This is a genomic window from Teichococcus oryzae, from assembly GCF_008386565.1.
GTDB lineage: Bacteria > Pseudomonadota > Alphaproteobacteria > Acetobacterales > Acetobacteraceae > Pseudoroseomonas > Pseudoroseomonas oryzae.
Genome location: NZ_VUKA01000001.1, coordinates 738,720 through 765,206 on the forward strand (window position 1 = coordinate 738,720; position 26,487 = coordinate 765,206).

General features: G+C 69.8%; 23 protein-coding genes, 1 tRNA gene and 1 other RNA gene. 14 read left to right on the plus strand and 11 right to left on the minus strand.

Going from position 1 to position 26,487, the window contains the following annotated elements; all coding sequences use genetic code 11:
* Positions 1–302: 302 nt before the first annotated feature.
* Positions 303–1,973, plus strand: coding sequence for a helicase HerA-like domain-containing protein (locus tag F0Q34_RS03400; RefSeq protein ID WP_149810704.1), 1,671 nt, complete (start codon positions 303–305; stop codon positions 1,971–1,973).
* Between the two features lie 67 nt (positions 1,974–2,040).
* Here F0Q34_RS03400 and F0Q34_RS03405 read toward each other — a convergent pair whose 3' ends face one another.
* Positions 2,041–2,583 carry an SspB family protein gene (locus F0Q34_RS03405; protein WP_149810705.1) on the minus strand — a complete coding sequence of 181 codons (543 nt, stop codon included), beginning with the start codon at positions 2,581–2,583 and terminating at the stop codon, positions 2,041–2,043.
* Positions 2,584–2,686: 103 nt separating this feature from the next.
* Positions 2,687–3,018, minus strand: a transfer-messenger RNA (tmRNA) gene (ssrA, locus tag F0Q34_RS03410).
* A 207-nt stretch (positions 3,019–3,225) separates the two neighbouring features.
* Here ssrA and thyX point away from each other — a divergent pair.
* Positions 3,226–4,164, plus strand: coding sequence for an FAD-dependent thymidylate synthase (thyX, locus tag F0Q34_RS03415; protein WP_149810706.1), 939 nt, complete (start codon positions 3,226–3,228; stop codon positions 4,162–4,164).
* 13 nt (positions 4,165–4,177) lie between these two features.
* On the plus strand, positions 4,178–4,492 hold the full coding sequence (locus F0Q34_RS03420) for a hypothetical protein (RefSeq protein WP_149810707.1): 315 nt from the start codon (positions 4,178–4,180) through the stop codon (positions 4,490–4,492).
* Between the two features lie 5 nt (positions 4,493–4,497).
* On the opposite strand, the gene F0Q34_RS03425 is transcribed toward F0Q34_RS03420, so the two are convergent.
* Positions 4,498–5,592, minus strand: coding sequence for an Mrp/NBP35 family ATP-binding protein (locus F0Q34_RS03425; RefSeq protein WP_149810708.1), 1,095 nt, complete (start codon positions 5,590–5,592; stop codon positions 4,498–4,500).
* A gap of 187 nt (positions 5,593–5,779) precedes the next feature.
* On the opposite strand from F0Q34_RS03425, the gene hflK reads away from it, so the two are divergent.
* From hflK to F0Q34_RS03445, 4 genes are all read left to right on the plus strand, one after another.
* The gene (gene hflK / locus F0Q34_RS03430) at positions 5,780–6,988 is read left to right on the plus strand and encodes an FtsH protease activity modulator HflK (protein WP_149810709.1); all 1,209 of its coding nucleotides are present in this window, start codon (positions 5,780–5,782) and stop codon (positions 6,986–6,988) included.
* Positions 6,985–7,902, plus strand: coding sequence for a protease modulator HflC (gene hflC, locus F0Q34_RS03435; protein ID WP_149810710.1), 918 nt, complete (start codon positions 6,985–6,987; stop codon positions 7,900–7,902). The genes hflK and hflC overlap by 4 nt, the downstream gene beginning before the upstream one ends.
* A 10-nt stretch (positions 7,903–7,912) precedes the next feature.
* A complete protein-coding gene (locus F0Q34_RS03440) occupies positions 7,913–8,107 on the plus strand; it encodes a DUF2065 domain-containing protein (protein WP_174241970.1) in 195 nt (64 codons plus the stop codon).
* 163 nt (positions 8,108–8,270) lie between these two features.
* Positions 8,271–9,821, plus strand: a complete 1,551-nt coding sequence (locus F0Q34_RS03445) for a DegQ family serine endoprotease (protein ID WP_149810712.1) — start codon at positions 8,271–8,273, stop codon at positions 9,819–9,821.
* A gap of 146 nt (positions 9,822–9,967) precedes the next feature.
* Here F0Q34_RS03445 and serB read toward each other — a convergent pair whose 3' ends face one another.
* On the minus strand, positions 9,968–10,858 hold the full coding sequence (gene serB / locus F0Q34_RS03450; protein WP_149811250.1) for a phosphoserine phosphatase SerB: 891 nt from the start codon (positions 10,856–10,858) through the stop codon (positions 9,968–9,970).
* 26 nt (positions 10,859–10,884) lie between these two features.
* On the opposite strand from serB, the gene miaA reads away from it, so the two are divergent.
* From miaA to ilvC, 4 genes are all read left to right on the plus strand, one after another.
* Positions 10,885–11,883, plus strand: a complete 999-nt coding sequence (gene miaA, locus F0Q34_RS03455) for a tRNA (adenosine(37)-N6)-dimethylallyltransferase MiaA (protein ID WP_149810713.1) — start codon at positions 10,885–10,887, stop codon at positions 11,881–11,883.
* A gap of 81 nt (positions 11,884–11,964) precedes the next feature.
* The gene (locus F0Q34_RS03460) at positions 11,965–13,761 is read left to right on the plus strand and encodes an acetolactate synthase 3 large subunit (RefSeq protein WP_149810714.1); all 1,797 of its coding nucleotides are present in this window, start codon (positions 11,965–11,967) and stop codon (positions 13,759–13,761) included.
* Entirely contained in the window at positions 13,761–14,279 is a 519-nt protein-coding gene (gene ilvN / locus F0Q34_RS03465; RefSeq protein WP_149810715.1) for an acetolactate synthase small subunit, read from the plus strand. Before F0Q34_RS03460 ends, ilvN begins: the two co-directional genes overlap by 1 nt.
* Positions 14,280–14,412: 133 nt before the next feature.
* A complete protein-coding gene (gene ilvC / locus F0Q34_RS03470) occupies positions 14,413–15,429 on the plus strand; it encodes a ketol-acid reductoisomerase (protein ID WP_149810716.1) in 1,017 nt (338 codons plus the stop codon).
* A 77-nt stretch (positions 15,430–15,506) separates the two neighbouring features.
* On the opposite strand, the gene F0Q34_RS03475 is transcribed toward ilvC, so the two are convergent.
* A complete protein-coding gene (locus F0Q34_RS03475) occupies positions 15,507–17,105 on the minus strand; it encodes an ABC transporter substrate-binding protein (protein WP_149810717.1) in 1,599 nt (532 codons plus the stop codon).
* 125 nt (positions 17,106–17,230) lie between these two features.
* Here F0Q34_RS03475 and F0Q34_RS03480 point away from each other — a divergent pair, with 125 nt between their 5' ends.
* The 3 genes from F0Q34_RS03480 (at position 17,231) to F0Q34_RS03490 (ending at position 20,679) form a co-directional block, all read left to right on the plus strand.
* Positions 17,231–18,406: a zinc-binding metallopeptidase family protein gene (locus F0Q34_RS03480; RefSeq protein WP_149810718.1), complete on the plus strand. Its 1,176-nt coding sequence runs from the start codon at positions 17,231–17,233 to the stop codon at positions 18,404–18,406.
* 289 nt (positions 18,407–18,695) lie between these two features.
* The gene (locus F0Q34_RS03485) at positions 18,696–20,279 is read left to right on the plus strand and encodes a 2-isopropylmalate synthase (RefSeq protein WP_149810719.1); all 1,584 of its coding nucleotides are present in this window, start codon (positions 18,696–18,698) and stop codon (positions 20,277–20,279) included.
* A gap of 181 nt (positions 20,280–20,460) precedes the next feature.
* Complete coding sequence (locus tag F0Q34_RS03490) at positions 20,461–20,679, plus strand: hypothetical protein (RefSeq protein ID WP_149810720.1); 219 nt, start codon at positions 20,461–20,463, stop codon at positions 20,677–20,679.
* Positions 20,680–20,721: 42 nt separating this feature from the next.
* Here the strand turns inward: F0Q34_RS03490 and F0Q34_RS03495 are convergent.
* From F0Q34_RS03495 to F0Q34_RS03520, 6 genes are all read right to left on the minus strand, one after another.
* A tRNA-Lys gene (locus tag F0Q34_RS03495) sits at positions 20,722–20,797 on the minus strand.
* Between the two features lie 88 nt (positions 20,798–20,885).
* Complete coding sequence (gene rodA / locus F0Q34_RS03500; protein WP_149810721.1) at positions 20,886–22,034, minus strand: rod shape-determining protein RodA; 1,149 nt, start codon at positions 22,032–22,034, stop codon at positions 20,886–20,888.
* Positions 22,031–23,902 carry a penicillin-binding protein 2 gene (gene mrdA, locus F0Q34_RS03505; RefSeq protein WP_149810722.1) on the minus strand — a complete coding sequence of 624 codons (1,872 nt, stop codon included), beginning with the start codon at positions 23,900–23,902 and terminating at the stop codon, positions 22,031–22,033. Before mrdA ends, rodA begins: the two co-directional genes overlap by 4 nt.
* A gap of 1 nt (position 23,903) precedes the next feature.
* Positions 23,904–24,437, minus strand: coding sequence for a rod shape-determining protein MreD (gene mreD / locus F0Q34_RS03510; protein WP_149810723.1), 534 nt, complete (start codon positions 24,435–24,437; stop codon positions 23,904–23,906).
* A gap of 9 nt (positions 24,438–24,446) precedes the next feature.
* Positions 24,447–25,310, minus strand: coding sequence for a rod shape-determining protein MreC (gene mreC, locus F0Q34_RS03515; protein WP_149810724.1), 864 nt, complete (start codon positions 25,308–25,310; stop codon positions 24,447–24,449).
* A 55-nt stretch (positions 25,311–25,365) separates the two neighbouring features.
* Complete coding sequence (locus tag F0Q34_RS03520) at positions 25,366–26,409, minus strand: rod shape-determining protein (protein WP_149810725.1); 1,044 nt, start codon at positions 26,407–26,409, stop codon at positions 25,366–25,368.
* Positions 26,410–26,487: the final 78 nt, after the last annotated feature.

The window sequence follows — 26,487 nt, forward strand, 5'->3', positions numbered from 1 at the left end:
GTGCCGGCATCCGTCTCGTTCAACGGGGTGTCGGCCAGTGGCGCGGCCGGGGGAATGTTGTCAGGGGTCATGGGGACGCTCCGGCAGGGATCGGGCAGTGGCTTGGGCAATGCCTTTGGGCGTCGCGACGCGCGGCGCCCCATTTTTCACGGTGGAGGTAGCGCAGCCGGCCCCACATTCCAACGGGGAATGGCCGCAGGCCTGGGGCGCGCCAACGGAACAGCCAAACTGGACAGCCCGGCCCCCGCCATGGCTGCATGGTGGCGCAACGCCGTCCCATCACCGGCCAGGGAGCATGCCGCATGAGCCAGACTGCCTCGGGCGATCCTTCGCGCATCCTGATCGGGGCGGCCGGGAGCGAGCCGCAATGGCTGCATCTGGCGCTCGCCAACCGGCACGGGCTGGTGGCCGGCGCCACCGGCACCGGCAAGACCATCACCCTGCAGATCCTGGCCGAGGGGTTCTCGCGCGCCGGGGTGCCGGTGTTCTGCGCCGACATCAAGGGCGACCTGTCCGGCATCGGCCGCCCGGGCGCGCCCAACCCCAAGGTCGAGCAGCGGGCCGCCGCCACGGGCATGGCCGAGTTCGGCTACGAGGCGGCGCCGGTGGTGTTCTGGGACGTGTTCGGCCAGCAGGGCCACCCGATCCGCGCCACGGTGTCCGAGATGGGGCCGCTGCTGCTGGCCCGGCTGCTGGAGTTGAACGAGACGCAGGAAGGCGTTCTGAACATCGCCTTCGCCCTGGCCGACGATGAGGGCCTGCTGCTGCTCGACTTCAAGGATCTGCGGGCGATCCTGGCGCATGTGGCTGAGCGTGCCTCTGAGCTTTCGGCGCATTACGGCCAGGTCAGCAAGGCGACGGTAGGCACCATCCAGCGCCGCCTGCTGACGCTGGAGCAGCAGGGCGCCGAGCATTTCTTCGGCGAGCCGGCGCTGGAGCTGGAGGACCTGATGCTGCTGGCGCCGCACGGGCGCGGCGCGGTGAACGTGCTGGCCGCCGACCAGCTGGTGCAGCGGCCGCGCCTCTACGCCACCTTCCTGCTCTGGCTGTTGTCGGAATTATTCGAGGAACTGCCGGAGGCCGGGGACCTCGCCAGGCCGAAGCTGGTGTTCTTCTTCGACGAGGCGCATCTGCTGTTCGACGGCGCGCCGAAGGCGCTGCTGGAAAAGGTGGAGCAGGTGGTGCGGCTGATCCGCTCCAAGGGGGTGGGGGTGTATTTCGTCACCCAGAACCCGCTGGACGTGCCGGCCGGCGTGCTGGGGCAGCTCGGCAACCGGGTGCAGCACGCGCTGCGCGCCTTCACCGCCGCCGACCAGAAGGCGGTGCGCGCCGCTGCCGAAACCTTTCGCGCCAACAAGGGCTTCGACACGCAGGAGGCGATCACCACCATGGGCGTGGGCGAGGCGCTGGTTTCCTGCCTCCAGCCGGGCGGCATCCCGGGCGAGGTCCAGCGCACCAAGATCCGCCCGCCGCGTTCCCGCATGGGCGTGGTGACGCCGGAGGAGCGGGCGGAGATCCTGGCCGCCAGCCCGTTGCGCGGGAAGTACGACGAGGTTGTGGACCGCGCTTCCGCCTACGAGATGCTGCGGGACCGCACGGCGACGGTGCCCGCGGCCGACGCGCCGCACAGCCCCTGGGGCGATGCCCCCGCCCCGGTGCGCGGCGGCGATCCCTGGGGTGGGAGCCGCGAGGCCTCATCTGGCCCCGCATCCGGCCCATGGGGCGGCCTGCCATCCCCCAATTGGGGCCAGGCCGAGGCGCCCCGGCGCCGCGCGGGCCGCCGGGCCGCGGCGCCGCAGCCAGCCTCGGGCAGGGGATTGCTGGGCGAGATCCTGGGCGGTGGCAATGGCCGCCGGGACAGCGCTGCCGGTGCGCTGGCCAAATCGGTGGCGCGCAGCGTCGGCTCGCAGGTCGGGGGGCAGATCGGCCGCGCCTTGGTGCGCGGCATTCTCGGCTCGATCCTGAAGCGCTGATTTCCGCCTTGCCCAGTTCCGCCTTGTCCATCCGCCGCCTCAGGGCGGCGGCAACAAAGGAAGGCGGTCAGGCGCCGTCGCGTGTCGGGCGGCGGCGGAACGCGTCGAGGCTGACCACCTGGGCCGGGCCTTCTTCCTCCTCCGCTGCCTCGGCAGCGTCGGAAGGAGCTGACTGGGTGGCCATGGGCGGTGCCGGCTTCGGCTCCGGGGCCTGGGCCGGCGCGGCGGGCTCGGACGAGGGAAAGCGCAGCCCGACCCGCACATGCGGGTCCCAGAACGCGGTCAGCGCCGCAATGGGGATCACCAGCGTCGCCGGCACCCCGCCGAAGGACAGGCCGGCGCTGACGATGCCCGCTTCCCGGTTCACCTTCAGGTCCCAGAACTGGTGCTGGAGGACGATGGTCATCTCCTCCGGATAGCGGGCCTTCAGATGGCTGGGGATGGAGATGCCCGGATAGTCGGTGCGGAAGGTGAGGTAGAAATGATGCTCCCCGGGCAGCCCATGCGCGCCGGCATGGTCGAGCGCCCGGAGGGCGACCTCGCGCATCGCGTCCTCGGTCCAGCGGTCATAGGGCAGCAGGCTCTCGACCTGCTTCGATTCCTCGGTCATGCGTTCCACCCCGGTAGCCGGCCTGTCGTCGTCCCGACCCCCATACCGGATGATGAGGAGCGGCGGAATGCAGGCGGAAAACAAATCGTGGAGTGCCAGGAAAGGTGGGGGGATTCTGTTGCCCGGTTCCCCCCGGACCGCGCTTACCTATTGTTAGGCAGCGAGCGCCACAGCCTCGCGGCTGTTATCGTTGGCACTTGTGATATAGCCCGATAACGGCGGTACAATGCCGGGCAAAAGACATGGCTTTACCACGCGCGTCGAGCCTGTTTCGTCCCCAGAAGCACACCCGACGATCCCAGGTGCCTGAAGCTGGTGGAGACGCCGGGCACTGCCCCCGGGTCCGCAACGCTTATTCCACATGCCGTTTATCGCCATAGCCACCCGAAGGTGAGCAGGAGGGATATAAGCCGCCACGCCGCGGATTGCGAGGGGTGGCGCGCCGCCGAGCGGCAGAATTCATCATCCGCAGAAGGCGCTGCCTCACCGCCGGAGCGGAGCTGCTGTGCTTGCCATGCACATTGCCTCTAGGTGGCTCGGCTCCGCCTGGGTAAACCGCCTTCTGCCGACCCTCGCCGGAGGCCCGCTATCCGGCCATGGCCGGCGGATTGATGCGATGCACTGCCCAGGAAGACCCGATTCATGGCCCTCACCGACGCCCAGCTCCAGGAACTCGCCGAGGCGAAGGCCGTGCGCTCCGAAACCCGCCGCCCCACCGTGCCGGCGCTGGAAGCGATGTTGTTCGAGCCGCTGCCGGTGCTCGACCATGGCTTCATCCGGGTGGTGGACTACATGGGCGACGACAATGCCGTGGTGCAGGCGGCGCGCGTCTCCTATGGCCGCGGCACCCGTGCTGCCAACGAGGATCGTGGCCTGATCCGCTACCTGATGCGGCACCGCCATTCGACGCCGTTCGAGATGTGCGAGATCAAGTACCATGTGAAGCTGCCGATCTTCGTGGCGCGGCAATGGATCCGGCACCGCACGGCGAATGTGAACGAATATTCCGCCCGCTATTCGATCATGGACCGGGAATTCTATCTGCCGGCGCCGGAGCAGCTGGCCGCGCAATCCTCCGACAACCGCCAGGGACGCGGCGCGGTGCTGCAGGGGGAGGAGGCGGCGCGCGTGTTGTCGCTGCTGCGGCAGGACGCCATGACCAATTACGACCATTACCAGGAGATGCTGAACGCCGATGAGGCGGGCAACATCCTGGACCCGTCCCGCCAGGGCCTCGCGCGGGAGCTGGCGCGCATGAACCTGACGCTGAACGCCTACACCCAGTGGTACTGGAAGACCGACCTCAACAACCTGCTGCATTTCCTGAGCCTGCGCGCCGACAGCCACGCCCAGTACGAGATCCGCGTTTACGCCGAGGCGATGCTGCGCTCCCTGGAGGCCTGGGTGCCGCTGGTGGCGGAAGCCTTCCGCGATTACCGCCTCGGCGCCGTGACCCTGTCGGCGCAGATGATGGATGTGCTGCGCCGCATGCTGGCCGGGGAGGCGGTGGCGCAGGAAGGCAGCGGCCTGTCCAAGCGGGAATGGCGCGAGCTGATGGCGCAGCTCGGCCGCGACGCCTGAGGCCGCCTTCGCCATGGCGGCCCCCGCCCGCAGCCCGCGCCAGCCGGCGCCCGCCCGTCGCGCCGCGCCCAAGCCCCGGCGGGCGCGCGGCCCCGGGCTGATGCGTGCCCCGGCGGCGCTGCTGGCCGGGTTCCACTGGCGCCGCTGGCTCGCCGTGATGATCTGCGTCGCGGTGCTGCTGATCGGCGTGCCGCTGGCGCATGCGCTGGTGGGCGACCTGGGCGCGCTGCTGCTGCTGGTGGGGGTGGGCGGCTTCGCCCTGGGCCGGGCCACGGCGCCGCGCGCCGCCCCGGCCGCCGCCCCGCGCCACGGGCGCGGCCGGGGCTGAGGGCCTCAGAGCCGCTGGCGCAGCGCCGCGGCGATCGCGCGGTAGCGGCCCGCGGCCTCGCCCTCGGGCTGGGCCATCACGACGGGCGTGCCGGCATCCGACAATTCGCGGATCTCCAGCCGCAGCGGCAATTCGCCGAGGAAGGGCACGCCCATCCGCTCGGCCTCGGCCCGCGCGCCGCCATGGCCGAAGGGATGCGCCGTGTGGCCGCAGTTCGGGCAGCAGAAATAGGACATGTTCTCGATCAGCCCGAGCACCGGCACGTTCACCTTCTCGAACATGCGGATGCCGCGCCGGGCGTCGATCAGCGCCACGTCCTGCGGCGTCGAGACGATCACCGCCCCCGCCATCTTGACCCGCTGGCTGATGGTGAGCTGCGCGTCGCCGGTGCCCGGCGGCATGTCGATCACCAGGATGTCGAGCCGGCCCCATTCCACCTGGCCCAGCATCTGTTCCAGCGCCCCCATCACCATCGGGCCGCGCCACACCATGGGCGTTTCGTTGTCCACCATGAAGCCGATCGACATCGCCTTCAGGCCCCACCGCTCCAGCGGCAGGATGCGGCCGCCCTCGGCCTTCGGGCGCTCGGTGGTGCCCAGCATCAGCGGCAGGGAAGGGCCATAGATGTCGGCATCCAGCAGGCCGACGCGCAGGCCGGATTGCGCCAGCGCGACGGCGAGGTTGACCGCTGTGGTGGACTTGCCGACGCCGCCCTTGCCCGAGGCCACCGCCACCACCGAATCGATCAGCGGCAGCGGGATCTGCCCGGTGCCGCCATGGCGCGGCTGGATTCCGGCCTGGCGCTGGGGCGGCGGCGGTGGCGCGGCCGGTGCCTCCCGGTGCGCCGTCAGCACGCAGGTGGCGGAGGCGACACCGGGCACGGCGCCCGCGGCGGCCTCGGCCGCGGCGCGCAGCGGCTCCAGCGCACGCGCTTCCTCGCGCCGGACGGCCAGGGCGAACTGCACCAGGCTGCCGCGCACCGCCAGCCCCTGCAGCATGCCGGCCGCCACGACATCCTGCCCGGTGCCGGGATGCCGCACCGCGCGCAGCGCGTTGCGCACCGCTTCAGCCAGCGCTTCTTCAGCCTTCGGTTCCGGCATCGCTTGAAAACCCCCAGAAAGCGGACAATATCGGCCACGCCCCCGTCGAATGCGCCGCCTCGCGTTGCATCCGGCCCGGACAGGGCGACATATGGACCTCGCGGTCCGGCCCTGTCGCGCATGCACCTTCATCGCGCAAGCACTTCTGGCCGGGTTGCACGACAGATGACGGGAGAAGAGCCAGCCGATGCCGTGGAACAATAGTGGCGGATCCGGCCAAGGGGGGAGCCCATGGGGGAACCCGCGTCCCGGCGGACCCTGGGGGCAGCCTCCCTCGGGCGGGGGGCGTGGCCCGGGTCAGGGCGGCCCCGACCTGGAGGAAGCGATCCGTCAGGCGCAGGACGCGCTACGCCGCATCCTCCCGGGCGGTGGCCGCAGCAGCGGCAAGTGGATCGGCCTCGGTGCGCTGGCATTGGTGGTGGTCTGGGCGGCCAGTGGCATTTACCGCGTGGAGCCGGACGAGCAGGGCGTGGTGATGCGCTTCGGCGCCTTCAACCGCGTCACCCAATCGGGCCTGAACTACCGCATCCCCTGGCCGGTGGAGAGCGTGACCACGCCGCGCGTCACCCGCATCAACCGCATCGATGTCGGCTTCCGCGCCGCCGGCGACGCGCCGCTGGCCCGCCCGGTGCCGGCCCGCGACGTGGTCGAGGAAAGCCTGATGCTGACCGGCGACGAGAACATCATCGACATCGACTTCGCGGTGTTCTGGCAGATCCGCGATGCCGGCGAATACCTGTTCAACACCCGCAATCCCGACCAGACCGTGAAGTCGGCGGCCGAAAGCGTGATGCGCGAGGTGGTCGGCCAGACGCCGATCCAGCCGGCGCTGACCGAGGCCCGCGCCGATATTGAAACGCGGGTGCGGACCGGCGTGCAGTTCATCATGGACCAGTACAAGTCCGGCATCGACGTCACCCAGGTGCAGCTGCTGAAGGTCGATCCGCCGAACGAGGTGATCGACACCTTCCGCGACGTGCAGCGCGCCAATGCCGACCGCGAGCGCCTGCGCAACGAGGCCGAGGCGTACCGCAACGAGATCATCCCGCGCGCCCGCGGCGAAGGCCAGCGGCTGGTGCAGGAGGCCGAGGGCTACAAGGAAAGCCAGGTTGCCCGCGCCCGCGGTGAGGCGTCCCGCTTCACCTCCATCCTGTCGGCCTATCAGGTGGCCAAGGATGTCACCATGCGCCGCATCTACATGGAAACCATGGAGGATATCCTGCGCCGGAACCCCAAGCTGCTGGTCGACGACCAGTTGCAGGGCGTGGTGCCGTATCTGCCGCTGGATGGCCGTGGCGGCCGCGTGACGCCGCTGGACAGCGCGCCGCCGGCACCCCCGGCCGTGCTTGATCCGCCGGCGCCCGCCGGGCGTCCGCAAACCGGAGCCAGCCGATGAACCGCGCCCTGATCCTGGGCGGCGTCGCCGCCGTGGCGCTGCTCGCCGCCGCTTCCTCCCTGTTCACCGTGCAGCAGACCGAACAGGTGCTGGTGACCCAGTTCGGCGAGCCGGTGCGCGTCATCAACGACCCGGGGCTGCACGCCAAGATCCCGTTTATCCAGACGGTGATCTCCTTCGACCGCCGCCTGCTGGATTATGACGCGCCGGGCGAGGAGGTGATCCTCAGCGACCAGCGCCGGCTGATCATGGACAGCTTCACCCGCTTCCGCATCGTCGATCCGCTGCTGTTCTTCCAGACGGTGGGCGCGCAGGAAGCCGGCATCCGTGGCCGCCTTTCCTCCATTGTCGCGTCGGCGCTGCGCCGCGTGCTCGGCAATGAGCCGTTGCTGGCAGTGCTGTCCTCCGACCGGGCGCGGATCATGAACGAGATCCAGCGCCAGGTGAACGCCGAGGCCCGGCGCTTCGGTGTCGAGGTGCAGGATGTGCGGGTCCGCCGCGCCGACCTGCCGGAAGAGAACACCCAGGCCATCCTGCGGCGCATGCAGTCCGAGCGCGAGCGTGTCGCGCGCGAGGCCCGCGCCGAAGGCGCCGAGGTCGCGGCCCGCATTCGTGCGGGCGCCGAGCGCGAGCGCACCGTTCTGCTGGCCGAAAGCCAGGCCCAGGCGGACACGCTGCGCGGCCAGGGCGACCAGGAGGCGATCCGCATCTTCGCCGAGGCGGCGCAGGGCGACCGGGATTTCTGGCGCTTCTACCGCTCCATGCAGGCCTATCGCGAGGCCTTCTCCGAGGGCGAGACGCGGCTGATCCTGACGCCGAGCTCGGAGTTCTTCCGCTACTTCCGGCAGGCCCTGCCGGATGGAGAGGCGGCGCCGTCCGCCGCGCCCGCGCCCATGGCGGCGCCAGCCCCGTGAGGCGCCTGGCGTGACCGGGCTGCAATTGCTGGCCGGGGTGGCGGTGGTGATGGCGCTGGAAGGGCTGCTTTACGCCGCCTTTCCGGATGCCATGCGCCGCGCCCTGGCCGGCATCAGCGCCGTGGCGCCGGAACGGCTGCGGCTGGTCGGGCTCGGCGTGGCCGTGACCGGTATCGCGCTGGCCACCTTCCTTGTGCGCGGCTGATGCCGGCGCATTCCCGCGGCCTGTCCCGGGCCGCCCGCGCTTCATTGTGTAACAATCAATGCGCCGCCGGCCAGGGCGGATGCCCCTTCCGCCCTGGCATGTTCCGCCCCATTTCCGATGCCCGGGCCTTGCCCGGGTCCCGTCCCGTCAGCGAGGTTTGCCGATGCGTCTCGCCACCCTGATCCTGTCCGCCACCGTCGCCACGGCGCCGCTGACCCTGCCGCAACTGGCCATGGCCCAGCCGCAGCCGGCTCCCGCGCCATCGGCTCCCACGCCCGTGGCCCCCGCGCCCTCCGCCGCCACGCCGGAAAGCTTCGCGCCGCTGGCGCGCCGCCTGCTACCCTCGGTGGTCAACATCCAGACCAACCAGACATTGCAGGCGCGCGGCAACCGGCCCGATGCGCCGGAAATGCCGCAGGCGCCCCCGGGCAGCCCGTTCGAGGAGTTGTTCCGCGACTTCTTTGAGCGCAACCGCCCGCCCGGGATGCGCCCTGGCCAGCCGCAGCGCCGCCAGCAGAGCCAGGGCTCCGGCTTCATCATCGACGCTTCCGGCATCGTGGTGACCAACAACCACGTCATCGACGGCGCCGACGAGATCAACGTGGTGCTGCAGGACAACACCACGCTGAAGGCCGAGCTGATTGGCACCGACCAGCGCACCGACCTCGCCGTGCTGCGCGTGAAGTCGGAAAAGCCGCTGCCCACCGTGGCCTTCGGCGATTCCGACCGCGCCGAGGTGGGCGACTGGGTGCTGGCCATCGGCAACCCGCTGGGTTTCGGCGGCAGCGTCACCTCCGGCATCGTGTCGGCGCGCGGCCGCAACATCAATGCCGGGCCGTATGACGACTTCATCCAGACGGATGCGGCCATCAACCGCGGCAATTCCGGCGGCCCGCTGTTCAACGTCCAGGGCGAGGTGATCGGCATCAACACCGCCATCGTCTCGCCCTCCGGCGGCTCGATCGGCATCGGCTTCGCCATTCCGTCCAACCTGGCCAAGAACGTCGTCGCGCAGCTGCAGGATGGCGGAAAGGTGCGGCGCGGCTGGCTGGGCGTGAACATCCAGCAGGTGACGGACGAGATCGCCGAAAGCCTCGGCCTGCAGGGTGGCGGGCGCGGCGCGCTGGTGGCCCGGGCGCAGGAAGGCGGCCCGGCGGCGCAGGGCGGCATCCAGAATGGCGATGTGATCCTGCGTTTCAACGGGCATGACGTGCGCGAGATGCGGCAGTTGCCGCGGGTGGTCGCCGAAACGCCGGTCGGCACCAAGGCGCCGGTGGTGGTGTGGCGCGACGGCCGCGAGCAGACGCTGGAGTTGACCGTGGCGGAACTGCCGGCCGAGCAGCAGGCGGCGGGCGGGGCGCCGGAACAGCCGCGTCCCGGCGCCGCGCTGGAGCTTTCCGGCCTCGGCCTGAAGGTGGCGCCGGTGTCGCCGGAAACGCGCGAGCGCTTCAGCCTCAAGGAAGATGCGCGTGGGGTGGTCGTGACCGAGGTCGCCCCCGGCAGCTCCGCCGCCGAGCGTGGCCTGTCCGCCGGGGACCTGATCGTGGAGGTGCAGCAGAACCGCGTTTCCACCCCGCAGGAGGTGCAGGAGCAGCTGGCCCGGCTGCGCCGGCAGAACCGCCCCTCGGCGCTGCTGTTGATCGAAACCGGGCAGGGCCAGCGCTTCGTGCCGCTGCGCCTGGCGCCCGAGGGCGGCGGCGGCAGCCCGGGCTGACAGGCCGGAAGAAATATCCCCGGGGGCGCTGCCCCTGGGGGCGCCGGGCTCTCCGGCAACAGGGCCGCATCCCTTGCGGCCCTTTTTTCATGGTCGGGCCCGCGTTCCTTCCGGACAGGCCGCCCCGGAAGGGCGCCGCGCGGCCTTTACGCGACGAACTCCGCCGCGCGATACCCTTGTGCGAAAAGCAGGGCCCGCAGATCCGTATGATCCACACGAACCCGCGCCGAGGCCGCCACCACGGGCTTGGCATGGTAGGCGACACCCAGCCCGGCAGCGCCGATCATCGCCAGGTCGTTGGCGCCGTCCCCCACGGCGAGGCTGTCCGCCAGCGTCAGCCTCAGCTCGGCGCAAAGGCGCTTCAGCGTGGCGAGCTTGCTGTCGCGGTCGAAGATCGGCTCGGCCACCGTGCCGGTCAGCCGCTGGCCGTCATCTTCCAGGATGTTGGCGTGGTGGCTGGTGAAGCCGGCCCATCGCGCGACGCGCCCGGTGAACCAGGTGAACCCGCCCGAGGCGAGGGCGCAATGCGCCCCGTTGGCCGTCATGGTGCGCACCAGCGCTTCCGCCCCCGGCGTCAGCCGCACGTCCTTCCAGGTTTCCTCCAGCGCCGAGACATCGAGGCCCTTCAGCATGGCGACGCGCTCGCGCAGCGCCGTGGCGAAGTCGATCTCGCCATTCATCGAGCGGCGGGTGATCTCGGCCACGCGGTCCTTCAGCCCGGCAAAGGCGGCCAGCTCATCCAGCGTTTCGCTGGTGACGATGGTGCTGTCCATGTCGGCGATCAGCAGCTTCTTGCGCCGGCCTTCCGAAGATTGGGCGATGACGTCCACCGCGGCGCCGTCCAGCGCCAGCCGGGCGGCCGCCTCGGCCTGCTCGGGGGCCAGGCCGTTGAAGGGCAGGTCCACCGCCTCGCCCTCCGACAGCCAGTCCGGCGCGGCGGCATTGGCGCCAAGGGGGGTGAGCGCATCATGGATGCGCGCGGGGAGGGTGGCTGGCAGGCCGCCGGGCGGAGCGATCAGGGTGAGCACATGCTGCATGGCGCGCGGACCATGCCCGGTGACGCATGAGCGATCAACCATTTGCCCTGCTGATCGCCGGTCCCACCGCCAGCGGCAAGTCCGCCCTGGCGCTGGGACTCGCCGAGCATTTCGGCGGCACGGTGATCAATGCCGACAGCATGCAGGTTTATGCGGGCCTGCGGGTGCTGACCGCGCAGCCCTCCGCCGCCGAGATGGCATGCCTGCCGCACCGGCTCTACGGCGTGCGCGACCCGGCCGAGGCCGCCAGCGTCGCCTGGTGGCGGGAACAGGCCCTGGCCGAGATGGAGGCGGCCCGCGCGGCGGGACGGCTGCCCATCCTGTGCGGCGGCACCGGGCTTTATTTCCGGTCCCTGACCGAAGGGCTGACGGAGATCCCGCCGATTCCCCCTGAGGCCAGGGAGGAAGCGCGAGGGTTGCTGGCGGCGGAAGGCCCCGCCGCGCTGCATGCCCGGCTGGCGGCGGCGGACCCGGCCAGCGCCGCCCGGCTGCGCCCTTCCGACAGCCAGCGCCTCGCCCGCGCCTGGGAGGTATGGCGCGGCACCGGCCGGGGAATGGATTTCTGGCACAAGGAAGGGGGCACGGGCCCGGCAAGGCTGGGGGAAAGGCCCTGGCGCTTCGCGGCGATCCGGCTAGACCCGCCGCGGGATGCGCTGCGCGACGCGATCCGCCTGCGCTGGGCCGCCATGCTGCGCGCCGGCGCGGAGGCCGAGGTGCGGGCGCTGCTGGCGCGCGGCCTCGACCCGGCCTTGCCGGCCATGCGCGCGCATGGCGTGCCCGAGCTGGGCGCCGTGCAGCGCGGCGCCATTGGGCTGGAGGAGGCGGGGCGCCGTGCCTGCCTCGCCATCGGCCAGTACACCAAGCGCCAGGCCACCTGGTACCGCCATCACGCCCTGGCTGCCCCCAGCCTGACGCATACGATCCATGCGCGGATCGCGGGATTGGAGCAATTTTCAGAAAGTGAGGGGGCTGAAATTTTCTCGTTTGTTCGTTCCGGCGTTGACGGGTCCGAAACAGACGACTAGACCGGCGCTTCCGGCAGCAGACCGGCCGCCAAGCACAACACCCCCGCGCCGCATCCCGCAACCGCAGGAAAGCCAGCATCAATGTCCTCCGCCACCCTTCCCGCCGCATCCGAGACCCAGTCCATGACGGGTGCCGAGATCGTCCTGCGCGCGCTGAAGGAACAGGGCGTAGAGGTCATCTTCGGCTATCCGGGCGGCGCCGTGCTGCCGATCTACGACGCCATCTTCAACCAGAACGCCATCCGCCACATCCTGGTGCGGCATGAGCAGGCGGCGGTGCATGCCGCCGAGGGTTATGCGCGCTCCACCGGCAAGGTGGGCTGCGTGCTGGTGACCTCCGGCCCCGGCGCCACCAACGCCGTGACCGGGCTGGTGGACGCGCTGCTGGACAGCATCCCCATCGTCTGCCTGACCGGGCAGGTGCCGACGCACCTGATTGGCAACGATGCCTTCCAGGAAGCCGACACCACCGGCATCACCCGGCCCGCGACCAAGCACAACTACCTGGTCAAGCAGATGGACAAGCTGGCCAGCACGGTGCACGAGGCGTTCTACGTGGCGCGCTCCGGCCGCCCCGGCCCGGTGGTGATCGACCTGCCGAAGGACATCCTGATCGGCAAGGGGCAATACACCCCGCCGCCATCGCAGGAGCACCGCTCCTACCGCCCGCAGACCGAGCCGGACGCGGTGCAGATCCGCAAGGCGGTGCGACTGCTGAAGGAAGCGAAGCGCCCGGTTGTCTATGCCGGCGGCGGCGTGATCAATGCCGGGCCCGAGGCTTCCGCGCTGCTGACGAAGTTCGTGCGCATGGCCGGGCTGCCCTGCACCAACACGCTGATGGGCCTTGGCGCCTATCCGTCCTCCGATCCGCAATTCCTGGGCATGCTGGGCATGCACGGCACGGTCGAGGCCAACCTCGCCATGCATGGCTGCGACGTGATGTTCAACATCGGCGCCCGCTTCGACGACCGGGTGACGGGACGGCTGAACGCCTTCGCGCCAAATTCGGTGAAGATCCACGCCGATATCGACCCGTCCTCGATCAACAAGAACGTCAAGGTCGAGGTGCCCATCGTCGGCGACGCCGCCGCCGTGCTGCGCGCGCTGATCGCGGCCTGGGACGCAGATGAGGCGAAGCAGGACCGGCCGTCCCTGGCCGAGTGGTGGCGCCAGATCGACGAATGGCGCGGCAAGAACTGCCTGGCCTATGTGCAGGACAGCAAGATCATCAAGCCGCAGCATGCGGTGAAGCGGCTCTATGAGCTGACCAAGGAAAGCGGGCGCGAAACCTTCATCACCACCGAGGTCGGCCAGCACCAGATGTGGGCCGCGCAGTATTTCGGCTTCGAGAAGCCGAACCGCTGGATGACCTCGGGCGGGCTCGGCACCATGGGTTATGGCCTGCCGGCCGCCATGGGCGTGCAGGTGGCGCATCCGGACGCGCTGGTGATCGACATCGCCGGCGAGGCCTCGATCCTGATGAACATCCAGGAAATGTCCACGGTGGCGCAGTACCGCCTGCCGGTGAAGGTGTTCATCCTGAACAACCAGTATATGGGCATGGTGCGGCAGTGGCAGGAATTGCTGCATGGCGGCCGCTACTCGGAAAGCTATTCCGAGGCGCTGCCGGATTTCGTCAAGCTGGCGGAAAGCTTCCACGGCGTCGGCATGCGGGCCGAGAGCACGGATGACCTCGACCGCGTAATCCGCGAGATGATCGCCATCGACCGCCCCGTCATCGTCGATGTCGCGGTGGACGAAAAGGAAAACGTGTTCCCGATGATCCCCTCGGGCGCCGCGCATAACGAGATGCTGCTCGCCCCCGGCCAGATCGCCGCCGGCGCCGGCGTGACCGATGAAGGGACCGCGCTGGTCTGATGCCCGACCCCACCGACAACTCCTTCCGCGCCGCCACCATCGCGGTGCTGGTGGAAAACGAATCCGGCGTGCTGGCCCGCGTGATCGGGCTGTTCTCCGGCCGTGGCTACAACATCGACAGCCTGACCGTGGCGCCGGTGGATGCGGAAGGGAAGCTGTCCCGCATCACCGTCGTCACCTCCGGCACGGAGATGGTGATCGAGCAGATCAAGGCGCAGCTCGACCGTCTGGTGCCGGTGCACAAGGTGGCGGACCTGACGCTGGAAGGGCCCCACCTGAACCGGGAGCTGGCGCTGATCAAGGTGGCCGGCTCCGGCTCCGCCCGGCAGGAGGCGCTGCGGCTGGCCGACGCCTTCCGCGCCCGCGTCGTGGATGCCACCACCGAAAGCTTCGTGTTCGAGATGACCGGCAGCGGCGAGAAGCTGGACGCCTTCATCAACCTGATGCGGCCGATCGGCCTCGTGGAAGTGTCGCGCACCGGCGTGGTGTCGATCGCGCGGGGCACCAAGGCGCTTTGAGGACGGCCAGGGGCACCGCCCCTGGACAACGCCCCTGGACAATGCCGGGACCCGGTGTTTCTGGTGGGCAAAAGCGGAAGGGGCGGCGCTCCTTGCGCGAAATCGAACTGAACCCAAAGGGAGAGCGCTGACGATGCGCGTCTATTACGACCGTGATGCCGATGTGAACCTGGTCAAGGCGAAGAAGGTCGCCGTGATCGGCTTCGGCAGCCAGGGCCATGCCCATGCCATGAACATGCGGGATTCCGGCGTGACGGATGTCGTCATCGGGCTGCGTCCGGGCGGTTCCGCCAAGAAGGCCGAGGCCGCCGGCTTCAAGGTGCTTTCCCCGGCCGAGGCGGCGAAGTGGGCCGACCTGGTGATGGTGCTGACCCCGGACGAGGGCCAGGGCGACCTGTATCGCGACCACCTCCACGACAACATGAAGGAAGGCGCCGCGCTCGCCTTCGCGCACGGCCTGAACGTGCACTTCAACCTGATCGAGCCGCGCGCCGATATCGACGTCTTCATGATCGCGCCGAAGGGCCCCGGCCACACCGTGCGCGGCGAGTACCAGAAGGGCGGCGGCGTGCCCTGCCTCGTGGCCGTGCACCAGAACCCCTCGGGCAATGCGCTGGAGATCGCGCTCTCCTACGCCTCCGCCGTCGGCGGCGGCCGCTCGGGCATCATCGAGACCACCTTCAAGGAAGAATGCGAGACCGACCTGTTCGGCGAGCAGGTCGTCCTCTGCGGTGGCCTCGTGGAGCTGATCAAGGCGGGCTACGAGACGCTGGTGGAAGCCGGCTACGCCCCCGAGATGGCGTATTTCGAGTGCCTGCACGAAGTGAAGCTGATCGTCGACCTCATCTATGAGGGCGGCATCGCCAACATGAACTACTCCATCTCCAACACCGCGGAGTATGGCGAGTACGTGACCGGCCCCCGCATCATCACCGCCGAAACCAAGGCCGAGATGAAGCGCGTCCTGAACGACATCCAGTCCGGCAAGTTCACCCGCGACTGGATGCTGGAGAACAAGGTCAACCAGGCCTCCTTCAAGGCGACCCGCCGCCGCCTGGCCGAGCATTCCATCGAAGAAGTCGGCACCAAGCTGCGCGGCATGATGCCCTGGATCACCAAGGGCGCGCTGGTCGACAAGGCCAAGAACTGAGGCGGGCCGGGGCCGGCGATCCGGCCCCGCCATGCTGCCTGCGGCGCACGGCCCCGGCCGGTGCGCCGTTTTCGTTTTCAGCCGCGGCGGATGTTCCAGAACACCGGTGCACCCTTCACCATGCCGCTGAGGTCGCTCCGATAGGCCGTGTTCTGGTGGAACAGGCCCACGGGGATGAAGGGCACATCCTCGAAGGCGGCGGCCTGCATCTCCCGTCCCAGCGCCGCCTGGCCCTCGGGCGGGGTGTCGAACCAGCGGTCGCGCAGGGCTTCCAGCCGCTCGCTGGTCGGCCAGCCGACGATGGAGCGGCGGCCATTGCCCCGCAGGTAATTGTGCGCCGCCGGATTCACCCAGCTCGCCCCCGCCGTGCTGACGCAGACCGAGTTCCAGCCGCCCCGCTCGGGCGCTTCCTGGTTGGCGATGCGGCGGATGAAGCTGCCGAAATCCATGGCCTGCAATTCCACGTTCATGCCGCAGCGGCGCATCACGTCGGCCGCCACGAGGTTCAGCGCGCTAACTGAAGGGTAGTCGGTCGGCTGGAGGTGGATGATGCGCTCGCCGCGATATCCCGCCTCCGCGAGGGCGCGCTTCACCGCATCGAGGTCGCGCGGGCCGGTGAGGGCGGACATGCCCTCGTCGCTCGCCATCGGCGTGCCGGGCAGGAAATAGCCCAGGTCGTCGCGCCAGAGCGCGCGGTCCGTGCCCGCCACGGTCTGCATGAAATCGGCCTGGGAAATGGTGCCGAGCAGAGCGCGGCGCATCGCCGGCCGGTCGAAGGGCGGGTAAAGCTGGTTGAAGCGCAGGAAGGCCGGGGAGCCGGCCGTGTCCAGCACCTCCTGCCGGATGTTGCGGTTGCGGCGCAACGCCTCAGCCAGGTCGGCGGGCGGCTGTTCCCACCAATCCACCTCGCCCTGTTGCAGCGCGGCGGCGGCGGTGGCGGGATCGGGGAGGGAGACCCATTCGACGCGCTCGAAATGCGCCACCTTGGGCCCGGCCAGCAGGCTGGGGGTTCCGCTTTGGCGCGGAAGATAGCCCTCGAAGCGGCGATACGCGGTGCGCGCGCCGACCACATGCTCGTCGGCCAGGAAGCGGTAGGGGCCGCTGCCCACCATCTCCGTCACCTGCGTGCCGGGATCGGTCAGGGCCAGGCGCTCGGGCATGATGAAGGCGTTCATGGTGCCGGGCTTGCCCAGCGCGTCCGGCAGCATGGCGAAGGGGCGCTTCAGGCGGAACACCAGCCGCGCATCGTCCGGCGCCGCGATCTCGTCGCACATCGCCATCAGGGCGATGCCGAAGGTGTCGCGCTGGCCCCAGCGGCGGATGCTGGCCACCGCGTCGCGCGCCCGCACCGGCTCCCCATCGTGGAAACGGAGGCCGGGGCGCAGCGTGATGGTCCAGCGGCGGCCGCCATCCTCCACCTCATGGCCGGCGGCCATCTGCGGCTGCGGGCGCAAATCCGTGTCAACGCCGTAGAGCGTGTCGAACACCATCAGCCCGTGGTTGCGGGTGACGATGCCGGGGGTCCAGACCGGGTCCAGGATGGTCAGGTCGGCCTGCGGCACGAAGCGCAGCGAGCGGGCCGCCTGGCCATGGCCGAGGCGGGGCGTGGCGAGGGCGCCGGCCGCGCCCAACAGGGCGCCCAGGCTGGCGCGGCGGTTCAGGGAAGGGGCTGGCATGGCGCCAGCCTGCTGGCCGGCGGGGAGGGGCGTCAAGCACGGCATCGCGGCCGTGGCCCCGCGGCCCCCGAAACCTGGGGCGCCGCCCCGCATTGCATCGCCGGAGCCGGCAAGGGAAGTGGATGATGCGCCTGTTCAGTTGCGAGGTTTGTGGCCAGCTCCTGTATTTCGAGAACACGCAATGCATGCGTTGCGGCGCCACGCTGGGCTATCTGCCCAACAAGAACCGGCTGAGCGCGCTGGATCCGGCGGCCGGCGAGGCGGGGGTGGTTTCCGCCTCGGGCGAGATAGGATCGGACCGGGCGGTGCAGGAACAGACCAGCGGGGCCGAGGAGGCTGGCCAGCCGGAGGTCGGCGCCCGGGCGGCGCCTCAGATCTGGCGGCCCCGGGCCGATCCCGAACGCTCCTACCGCTTCTGCACCAATGCCCAGCACGAAGCCTGCAACTGGATGCTGCCGGACGACACGGCGGAACAATTCTGCCTGGCCTGCCGCCACAACCGCACCATCCCCGATCTGTCCGACACGCGGAACCTGGAGCGCTGGCGCAAGATCGAGGTGGCCAAGCGCCGCGCCTTCTACGCCTTCATCCGGCTGGGCCTGCCGCTCCCGAACCGGGTGGAGGACGCGGAGAACGGGCTGGCCTTCGACTTCCTGGCCGATGCGCCGGATGCCACGCAGAAGGTCATGACCGGCCATGACAACGGCCTGATCACCCTGGCCCTGGTGGAAGCCGATGATGCCGAGCGCACCCGCCGGCGGGAAGCGATGGGCGAGCCCTACCGTACCCTGCTCGGCCATTTCCGCCATGAATCTGGCCATTATTTCTGGGACAGGCTGGTGCGCGATGGCGGCAGGCTGGAGCAGTGCCGCGCCGTGTTCGGCGATGACAGCCAGGATTACGGTGACGCCCTGCAACGCCACTACAAGGAAGGGCCGCCGGCCGATTGGCAGGAGGGCTTCGTGTCCACCTATGCCACGGCCCATCCCTGGGAGGATTTCGCCGAAACCTGGGCGCATTACCTGCACATCATCGACACGCTGGAGATGGCCCGCGCCTTCGGCATCGGCATCGACCCCGCCGTCGATCGCCGTGACGAGCTGACAACGGAGGTGGATTTCGACGCCTACCGTTCCACCAGCATTGAGGAACTGATGGAAGCCTGGGTGCCGCTGACCGTCGCGGTGAACAGCCTGAACCGCTGCATGGGCACGCCGGACCTTTATCCCTTCGTGCTGTCGCCGGCGGTGGTGAGAAAGCTGGGCTTCATCCAGGCGCTGGTGCACGGTCGGCTGGACTGAGCCGGCCCTGGCCAGGCCAATCCTCATGACGATCCCGGCCGCCCAAGGCGCTTGCATCGGCGGCGGGCGCTGCTATCGTTGCAACATGTTCGCCACCCCGCGCGCCACTCCGCTGCTGACCGGTCGTTTCACCGGGACTGTGGCGCGCGCGCTGTCCGGCCTGCTCCTTCTTCGACTTAGCCGCCCCTGGGCGTGACGCCCGGCTGCGCGCCGGCTTCGCTCAGGGGGTGACCCGGGCGGAGCGCGCCCGCAGCTTTCGGCAAACGGCAATCGAACAAGGACGGCCCCCATGGCCCTGAACCACCCCAGCTTCGGCACCATCGACGACCAGCGCGTCATCGTGTTCGACACCACCCTGCGCGATGGCGAGCAATCGCCCGGCTTCTCCATGAACCTGGAGGAAAAGCTGCGCATGGCCGATGCCCTGGCCGATCTGGGCGTCGATGTGATGGAGGCCGGCTTCCCGATCGCCAGCCAGGGCGATTTCGAGAGCGTGCGCTCCATCTCCGAGCGCTTCGCCAAGGACGGCCCCGTGGTGTGCGGCCTGTCCCGCTCCGCCCCCGGTGACATCCTGCGCGCCGTCGAGGCGGTGAAGCCCGCGGCCCGCCAGCGCATCCACACCTTCCTGTCCACCTCCGACCTGCACATGCGCGTCAAGCTGCGGATGAGCCGCGAGGAGGTGCTGGAGGCGATCAGCAAATCCGTCACCCTGGCCCGCAACCACGTGGCGGATGTGGAATGGTCGGCCGAGGACGGCTCCCGCACCGATCCGGATTTCCTGTGCCGTTGCGTCGAGGCGGCGATCCGCGCCGGCGCCACCACCATCAACATCCCCGACACGGTAGGCTACGCCGTGCCAGCCGACCTGCACCGCATCTTCACCATGCTGCGGGAGCGGGTGCCGGGCGCCGATGGCGTGATCCTCTCCGCCCACAACCATGATGACCTAGGCCTGGCGGTGGCCAACACCATCGCCTCCATCCAGGCTGGGGCGCGGCAGGTCGAGGCCACCATCAACGGCATCGGCGAGCGCGCCGGCAATGCCAGCCTGGAGGAGGTGGCGATGGCGCTGCGCACGCGCCAGGACGCCATTCCCTTCACCACCGGCATCGTCACCCAGAACATCCTGAAGACCAGTCGCCTGCTGGCCACCATCACCGGCTTCGACGTGCAGCCCAACAAGGCGATCGTCGGCCGCAACGCCTTCGCGCATGAATCCGGCATCCACCAGGATGGCGTGCTGAAGGACAAGGCCACCTACGAGATCATGACGCCGGAAAGCGTCGGCTGGACCACCAACTCCCTGGTGCTGGGCAAGCATTCCGGCCGCGCCGCCTTCCGCGACAAGCTGTCGACGCTGGGCTACACCCTGGGCGACAACCAGCTGAACGACGCCTTCCGCCGCTTCAAGGACCTCGCCGACCGCAAGAAGGTTGTTTATGACGAGGACATCGTCGCGCTGGTCGATGACGAGGTGGTGCGCATCAAGGACCGGGTGAAGCTGGTGGCGCTGACGGTGGCCACCGGCCTCGGCACCCGCCCCGCCGCCAGCCTGTCGCTGGAAGTGGATGGCGAGCAATGCGATGCCGTGGCCGGCGGCGATGGCGCCGTGGATGCCACCTTCAACGCCATCCAGCAGGTGGTGCCGCACCGGGCCGAGCTGAAGCTGTTCGCCGTGCAGTCGGTTACCGGCGGCACCGATGCCCAGGCGCGCGTGACGGTGCGGCTGGAGGAGGATGGCAAGCTGGTGGACGGGCAGGGCGCCGACACCGACACCATCATCGCCTCGGCCCGCGCCTATGTGCATGCGCTGAACAAGCTGCTGGCCAAGCGCGGCCGCACGGCGCCGCCGGAACTGGCCCAGGCGGGCTGAAGCCAGGCAGGCCGAAGCCTGGCTGGATGGATGTGAAGGGCGGGGCGCCGGGGCGCTCCGCCTTTCGCGCATAACAGGGCCTCGCGGCGCGGCCCAGGCAAGGCTTGCATCGTGGCATGGCCGGTGGTGTTCTTATGCGATGGCGGCCCGGCCGAGGCGCGGCCGCCACAAGAGGCGTGACATGGCCCATCACTGGATCGAAAAGCCTTCCGACCTGACCTTGTGCCTCAGCGGCTATCCCATCCGCCTGCGCCTGCGCACTGGGCGCGAGCAGCCCTACACCCTGGAATTCGATGGCCAGCCGGATCGGCATTATTCCTCGCTGGCGCAGGCCAAGGCCGATGCCCTGATCAGTGCCGCCGAGTGGGACCTGCTGATCGCACGCGCCACGGCGGAATGAGGCGCCGGGAACTTGATTTCGGATGTCGGGGGAAGGTGGGAATGGTGGGCGCACTAGGGCTCGAACCTAGGACCCGCTGATTAAGAGTCAGCTGCTCTACCAACTGAGCTATGCGCCCCCAAACGGGGAAGTTTCCCAACCGGTTCGGCGTCTCCGCCTTGCCCGTGGCGGGGCTTTTAGCCGATCCAGGTCGTCGCGCAACCCCCTTATTCGCGGCTTGCCGCAAATTCCGCATCGCGATGCACAAAGACGGACATCAGCAGGCCGAAACCCAGCATGGAGGTCAGCATGGCGGAGCCGCCATGGCTGATCAGCGGCAGCGGCACGCCGCCCACGGGGATCGAGCCGGTGACCATGCCGACATTCACGAAGACGTACAGGAACGCATTGACGCCGAGCCCGACCGCGACCAGCCGCCCATACTGGTGCCGCGTGCGCAGCGCCACCAGCAGCGCGAACAGCACCACCGCCGCCAGCAGCAGCAGCGTGCCCAGAGCGCCGACCAGGCCGAACTCCTCGGCCAGCATGGTGAAGATGAAATCGGTCTGCTTTTCCGGCAGGAAATTCAGGTGGCCCTGCGTGCCCTGAAGGAATCCCTTGCCCCACAGCCCGCCGGAGCCGAGGGCGATCTTTGACTGGATGATGTTGTAGCCACTGCCCAGCGGATCGCTTTCCGGATCAAGGAACACCATGATCCGCGCCCGCTGGTAATCGTGCAGATGCTCATAGGCGACCGGCGCGATGGCGGCGGCGGCGGCCAGGACCAGGACGAATTTCCACCAGCGCACCCCGGCCGCCCAGAACACCGCACCGCCGATCATCAGGGTGATCAGGCCGGTGCCGAGGTTGGGCTGCCTCAGGATCAGGCCTACCGGCAGCAGCACCGCCATCAGCGGTGGAATCAGAAAGACGACGTTGCCGACGCGCTCCCAGCTTGCCCGGTGGAACCAGTGGGCCAGGGCCAGCACCAGCATGATCTTCATCAGCTCGGAAGGCTGCAGCTGGATCGGCCCCAGCTCGATCCAGCGCTGCGCGCCCTTGCCGACCTCCCCATGCAGCGCGACCAGCACCAGCAGGCCGATGCCCAGCGCGTAGCCGGGCCAGGACAGCTTGGCGATCAGCCGGATGTCCACCAGGGCGATGCCCAGCATCATCACCAGCCCAAAGGCGAAGCGCAGGGCGTGGCGGCTGGCATAAGGCTCCGGGGCGCCGCCACCGGCGGAATACAGCGCCACATAGCCGATGGCCGCCAGGCCGCAGAGCAGCAGCACGAAGATCCAGGGGACGCGCCACAGCTTGCCAAGCAGCCCGGAGCCTCGGTCCTGGGTCAGCAGCCGGCGCTCGAAAGCGGTCATGGGCGGGGGGAGCCTTGCCCGGCCAGGCGTGCCGGAGGCCCGGCGGGGGCGTCGCGCAGCCGGTTCATCACATCCACCATGACATCGCGCGCCAGCGGCGCGGCGGCGCCGGCGCCGCTCAGCCCGTGCTCCACCACCACCGAGATGGCGTAGCGCGGCGTGTCATACGGGGCGAAGGCGACGAACAGCGCATGGGGCCGCCATTCCCGCGGCATGGCCTCGGCGCGGTAGCCGCGCTCCCGCTGCTCCCGCGTGACGCGGCGCACCTGCACCGAGCCGGTCTTGCCGGCCATGACGCCGAGCGGGGCGGGAAGGGCGGCAGCCCTCGCCGTGCCGCCGGCCTCGTTCACCACCGCCCACATGCCCTCCCGCATCAGCTCCAGGTCGCGCTCGGGGATGCCGAGGCTCGGCCAGTCCTCGGCTCGGGTGCCATGCACCAGCTTGCCGTCGATGCTGTGCGTCAGGTGCGGCTGCACCGCCCGGCCCGTGGCGAGCCGCGCCGTCATGGTGGCGAGCGACAGCGGCGTCAGCTGGTAGAAGCCCTGGCCGATGCCATGCACCACCGTGTCGCCGATGTTCCATGGCTTGCCCTGGCGGATGCGCCATTCCCGCGTCGGCACGAGGCCGGGCTTCGCGCCGGGCAGATCGATCCCCGGATCGACGCCGAGGCCGAAGCGGGTGGCCATGGCGGCGATGCGGTTGATGCCCGTGCGCCGCGCGGCCTCGTAGAAATAACAATCGCAGGACTGCTTCAGGGCCTGGCGCAGATCGAGGCTGCCATGCCCCGTGCGGCGCCAGCAATGGAAGCGGGTATCGCCCAGGTCGTAATGCCCGGGGCAAGGGACGCGGTCGGCGGGCGACAGCACCTTGGCCTCCAGCGCGGCCAGCCCCACCACCATCTTGAAGGTCGATCCGGGGGCGTAGAGGCCGCTGATGGTCTTGTTGATCAGGGGCGTTGCGCGGCTGCGTGTCCATTCCCGCCATTGCGCCGCCGAGATGCCGGAGGAAAACAGGTTGGGGTCGAAGGAAGGCTGGCTGGCCATCGCCAGCACCTCGCCATTCCGCGCATCCAGCACAACCACGCTGGTGCCTTCGCCGATGCGGCCGCGCACCGCCTTCTGCAATTCGGCATCCACCGACACCTGCACCTCCTGGCCGCGCTGGCCTTCGCGCCGGTCCAGCTCGCGGATCACCCGCCCGACGGCGTTGACCTCCATCTCCACCGTGCCGGCGCGGCCCCGCAGCGTGCGCTCATGGAAGCGCTCCACCCCGGCGCGGCCGACGCGGATGCCGGGCAGGCCGAGCAGCGGATCCTCATCCATGTCGGACTCGGCGGGGGGCGCCACATAGCCGATCACATGCGCCAGATGCTCGGCATAGGGGTAGGACCGCGTGGTGCCGACATCCACGGAAATGCCGGGAAGGTCGGGGGCGTTGACCTCGATGCGCGCCATCTCCTCCCAGCTGAGGAATTCCCGCACCACGATGGGAACGAAGCGGCGGCGGCGGCGGACCTCGCGCTCCACGCGGGCGCGCTCCGCCTCGGCGAGCGGCAGGAGGTGCTGGAAGGTGTCGAGGGTGGCGCCGACATCCTCGGTTTCCTCGGCCGTCAGCAGCACGCGCCAATGCAGCTCATTGGCGCCGACGACTCGCCCCGCGCGGTCCAGGATGCGGCCGCGCGGCGGCGCCAGCAGCCGGGTCGAGACGCGGTTTTCCTCGGCCAGCGTCGCGTAGCGCTCGCCTTCCTGCAATTGCAGCTTCTGCAGCCGGTAGCCCAGGAAGCCGAGCAGCCCGAGCTGCCCCGCCCCGAGCATCAGGGCCCGGCGGGTGAAGGCGCTGCGGCGGCGCTCCTCGTCGCGCTTGCTCATTTCAGACCAGATCCTCCATGCGTTGCATGGAGCGGTGCAGGAGTGTCAGCAGCATCGCCACCGGCGGATAGAAGCCGACCGAAAGCAGGAATTGCACGATGCCCGGCGCGGCAGGCGGCAGCCGCCAGCCCAGCACCGCATGCAGGCCATAGCCCAGCAGCGCCGCCCCCGCGGCGACGCCGGCGAAGGCCATCCAGACCAGCCAGAAGGATTGCCGCGCCAGGATGCGGCGCAGGCGCAGCGCCAGCCCATGCGCCAGAAGGGCGGTCAGGATGCCGGTGCCGATGGGCGCGAAGCCCAGCAGATCCTGCAACAGGCCGAGCAGGAAGCACAGCGGCGGGGGCAGGGCGGCGGGGCGGAACACCGTCCAGAAGAACAGGCAGCATAGCAGCAGGGCGGGCACCGCGCTGGGCAGGCCTGCGGGCGCGGTGGCCAGCACCATCGCCAGGGCCGTGCCGCCCGCGGGCAGGGCGGCGCGCGCCCAGCCATCCAGCCGCTTCATCAGCCCGGCCAGAGGGTGCGCGCGCCTTCCCATGCTGTTGGATCAGCGGCGGGGGCGCGGCTCGGGCCGGGCCACCGCCTCGGGAGGCAGGATGCCCGACAGGCCGAAATCGAAGATCCGCAGCATGTCGAGCCGGTCGAGCCGCGCGAACAGCTCGACCTCCGGCGCGCCGCCGGCGCCGTGCCGCACCACGCCCACCGGCAAGCCGGCCGGGAACACCCCGGCCTCGGCGCTGGTGACGACGCGGTCGCCCTGCCGCGGCGGAGCGTCGGCCGGGTAATGCTCCAGCCGCGGCAGGCGGCCATTGGTGCCCGCGAGAATGGCACGGGCACGGCTGCCTTCAAGCACCACCGGGATGCGGCTGTTCATGTCGGTGACCAGAAGCACCCGCGCCGAGCGGCTGCCCACATCCGTGACACGCCCGGCCAGGCCCCGCTCATCCAGCGCCACCTGGCCCTTGCGCAGCCCGACGCCCGGCGGCACCGCCAGCAGCACGGCGCGGGCATAGGTGCCACCGGCATCGGCGACGACGCGGGCGGTGTGGAAGCTGGCCGGCGCGTCCGGCAGGAAGCCGAGCTGCCGGCGCAGCAGCGCGTTCTCCGATTGCAGGGACAGGGCGGCGGCCTGCCAGCGGTGCAGCCGATCATTCTCCTCCCGCAGGCGGGCATTCTCGGCGCGAATGTCGCGCCATTCCGCCATGTCGCCCAGCAGGTCGCGGAGCGCGGCCATCGGCTCGGCGATCACGGAAAAGGCTGGCGCCAGGGTATCCGCCAAGGCCATCCGGCCGCGTTCCACCATTCCCTTATCGGCCTGGCCGAGCAGCATCACGCCCAGCGCCGCCGCGATCAGCACCGGCAGGGAAAGGCGGGACAAAGACTGCCGCAGCGGGATGCTGAGACGGATCACGCGGCCTCCAACCACTCGCGAGGGACGGGCCACCGCATTATAGGGCGCCCCGGTTTCAATACATCGAGGACAATACGTGCCGCAGCCGCTTCATCTCATCGAGGGCGCGGCCAGTGCCCAGCGCGACGCAGGCCAGCGGATCCTCCGCCACGGAAACCGGCAGGCCGGTGGCGTCGCGCAGCACCTCGTCGATGCGCTGCAGCAGGGCGCCGCCGCCGGTCAGCACGATACCCTTGTCCACGATGTCGGCGGCAAGCTCCGGCGGCGTGTTCTCCAGCGCGACCTTCACCGCCTCGATGATCTGCGACACCGGCTCGGCGATGGCCTCGGCCACCTGGCGCTGGCTGACCACCACCTCGCGTGGGACGCCGTTCATCAGGTCGCGGCCCTTCACGGCCGTGACAGGACCCTCGTCGCCATAGGCGAGATAGGCGGCGGCGCCGATCTCCAGCTTGATGCGCTCGGCCGTGCTTTCGCCGATCAGAAGATTGAAGTGCCGGCGGATGTAGGAAATGATCGCCTCGTCCAGCTTGTCGCCGCCGACGCGAACCGAGCGGGCATAAACGATGCCGCCCAGGCTGATCACCGCCACCTCCGTGGTGCCGCCGCCGATATCGACCACCATGGAGCCGGAAGGCTCGGTCACTGGCAGGCCCGCGCCGATCGCCGCGGCCATCGGCTCCTCGATCAGCAGCACCTTGCGGGCACCGGCGCTTTCCGCGCTTTCCTGGATGGCGCGGCGCTCCACCGCGGTGGAGCCGGAGGGGACGCAGACGATGATCATGGGAGAGGCGAAGCCGCGGCGGTTGTGCACCTTGCGGATGAAGTGCTTGATCATCTCCTCCGCCACCTCGAAATCTGCGATGACGCCGTCGCGCAACGGCCGGATGGCGGCGATGTTCCCGGGGGTACGGCCCAGCATCATCTTGGCTTCCTCGCCCACCGCCAGCACCTGCTTGCGGCCGCGGATATCGGCGATCGCGACCACCGAGGGCTCGTTCAGCACGATGCCACGCCCCTTGACGTAGACCAGCGTGTTGGCGGTGCCGAGGTCGATGGCCATGTCGGCCGAGAGGAAGCCGAACAAGCGGGAAAACATGGGGCGAACCTTCCGGGCGAATCACCCGGCTCGCGCCGGCGTGACAGAGCGCCGTGGCTTACCGCTGCCACCAGGGCC

Bases quoted from the DNA above. Each gene is read 5' to 3' on its own strand.
- F0Q34_RS03400 (WP_149810704.1), top strand. From the start codon at position 303: ATGAGCCAGACTGCCTCGGGCGATCCTTCGCGCATCCTGATCGGGGCG.
- F0Q34_RS03405 (WP_149810705.1), bottom strand. From the start codon at position 2,583: ATGACCGAGGAATCGAAGCAGGTCGAGAGCCTGCTGCCCTATGACCGC.
- thyX (WP_149810706.1), top strand. From the start codon at position 3,226: ATGGCCCTCACCGACGCCCAGCTCCAGGAACTCGCCGAGGCGAAGGCC.
- F0Q34_RS03420 (WP_149810707.1), top strand. From the start codon at position 4,178: ATGGCGGCCCCCGCCCGCAGCCCGCGCCAGCCGGCGCCCGCCCGTCGC.
- F0Q34_RS03425 (WP_149810708.1), bottom strand. From the start codon at position 5,592: ATGCCGGAACCGAAGGCTGAAGAAGCGCTGGCTGAAGCGGTGCGCAAC.
- hflK (WP_149810709.1), top strand. From the start codon at position 5,780: ATGCCGTGGAACAATAGTGGCGGATCCGGCCAAGGGGGGAGCCCATGG.
- hflC (WP_149810710.1), top strand. From the start codon at position 6,985: ATGAACCGCGCCCTGATCCTGGGCGGCGTCGCCGCCGTGGCGCTGCTC.
- F0Q34_RS03445 (WP_149810712.1), top strand. From the start codon at position 8,271: ATGCGTCTCGCCACCCTGATCCTGTCCGCCACCGTCGCCACGGCGCCG.
- serB (WP_149811250.1), bottom strand. From the start codon at position 10,858: ATGCAGCATGTGCTCACCCTGATCGCTCCGCCCGGCGGCCTGCCAGCC.
- miaA (WP_149810713.1), top strand. From the start codon at position 10,885: ATGAGCGATCAACCATTTGCCCTGCTGATCGCCGGTCCCACCGCCAGC.
- F0Q34_RS03460 (WP_149810714.1), top strand. From the start codon at position 11,965: ATGTCCTCCGCCACCCTTCCCGCCGCATCCGAGACCCAGTCCATGACG.
- ilvN (WP_149810715.1), top strand. From the start codon at position 13,761: ATGCCCGACCCCACCGACAACTCCTTCCGCGCCGCCACCATCGCGGTG.
- ilvC (WP_149810716.1), top strand. From the start codon at position 14,413: ATGCGCGTCTATTACGACCGTGATGCCGATGTGAACCTGGTCAAGGCG.
- F0Q34_RS03475 (WP_149810717.1), bottom strand. From the start codon at position 17,105: ATGCCAGCCCCTTCCCTGAACCGCCGCGCCAGCCTGGGCGCCCTGTTG.
- F0Q34_RS03480 (WP_149810718.1), top strand. From the start codon at position 17,231: ATGCGCCTGTTCAGTTGCGAGGTTTGTGGCCAGCTCCTGTATTTCGAG.
- F0Q34_RS03485 (WP_149810719.1), top strand. From the start codon at position 18,696: ATGGCCCTGAACCACCCCAGCTTCGGCACCATCGACGACCAGCGCGTC.
- F0Q34_RS03490 (WP_149810720.1), top strand. From the start codon at position 20,461: ATGGCCCATCACTGGATCGAAAAGCCTTCCGACCTGACCTTGTGCCTC.
- rodA (WP_149810721.1), bottom strand. From the start codon at position 22,034: ATGACCGCTTTCGAGCGCCGGCTGCTGACCCAGGACCGAGGCTCCGGG.
- mrdA (WP_149810722.1), bottom strand. From the start codon at position 23,902: ATGAGCAAGCGCGACGAGGAGCGCCGCCGCAGCGCCTTCACCCGCCGG.
- mreD (WP_149810723.1), bottom strand. From the start codon at position 24,437: ATGGGAAGGCGCGCGCACCCTCTGGCCGGGCTGATGAAGCGGCTGGAT.
- F0Q34_RS03520 (WP_149810725.1), bottom strand. From the start codon at position 26,409: ATGTTTTCCCGCTTGTTCGGCTTCCTCTCGGCCGACATGGCCATCGAC.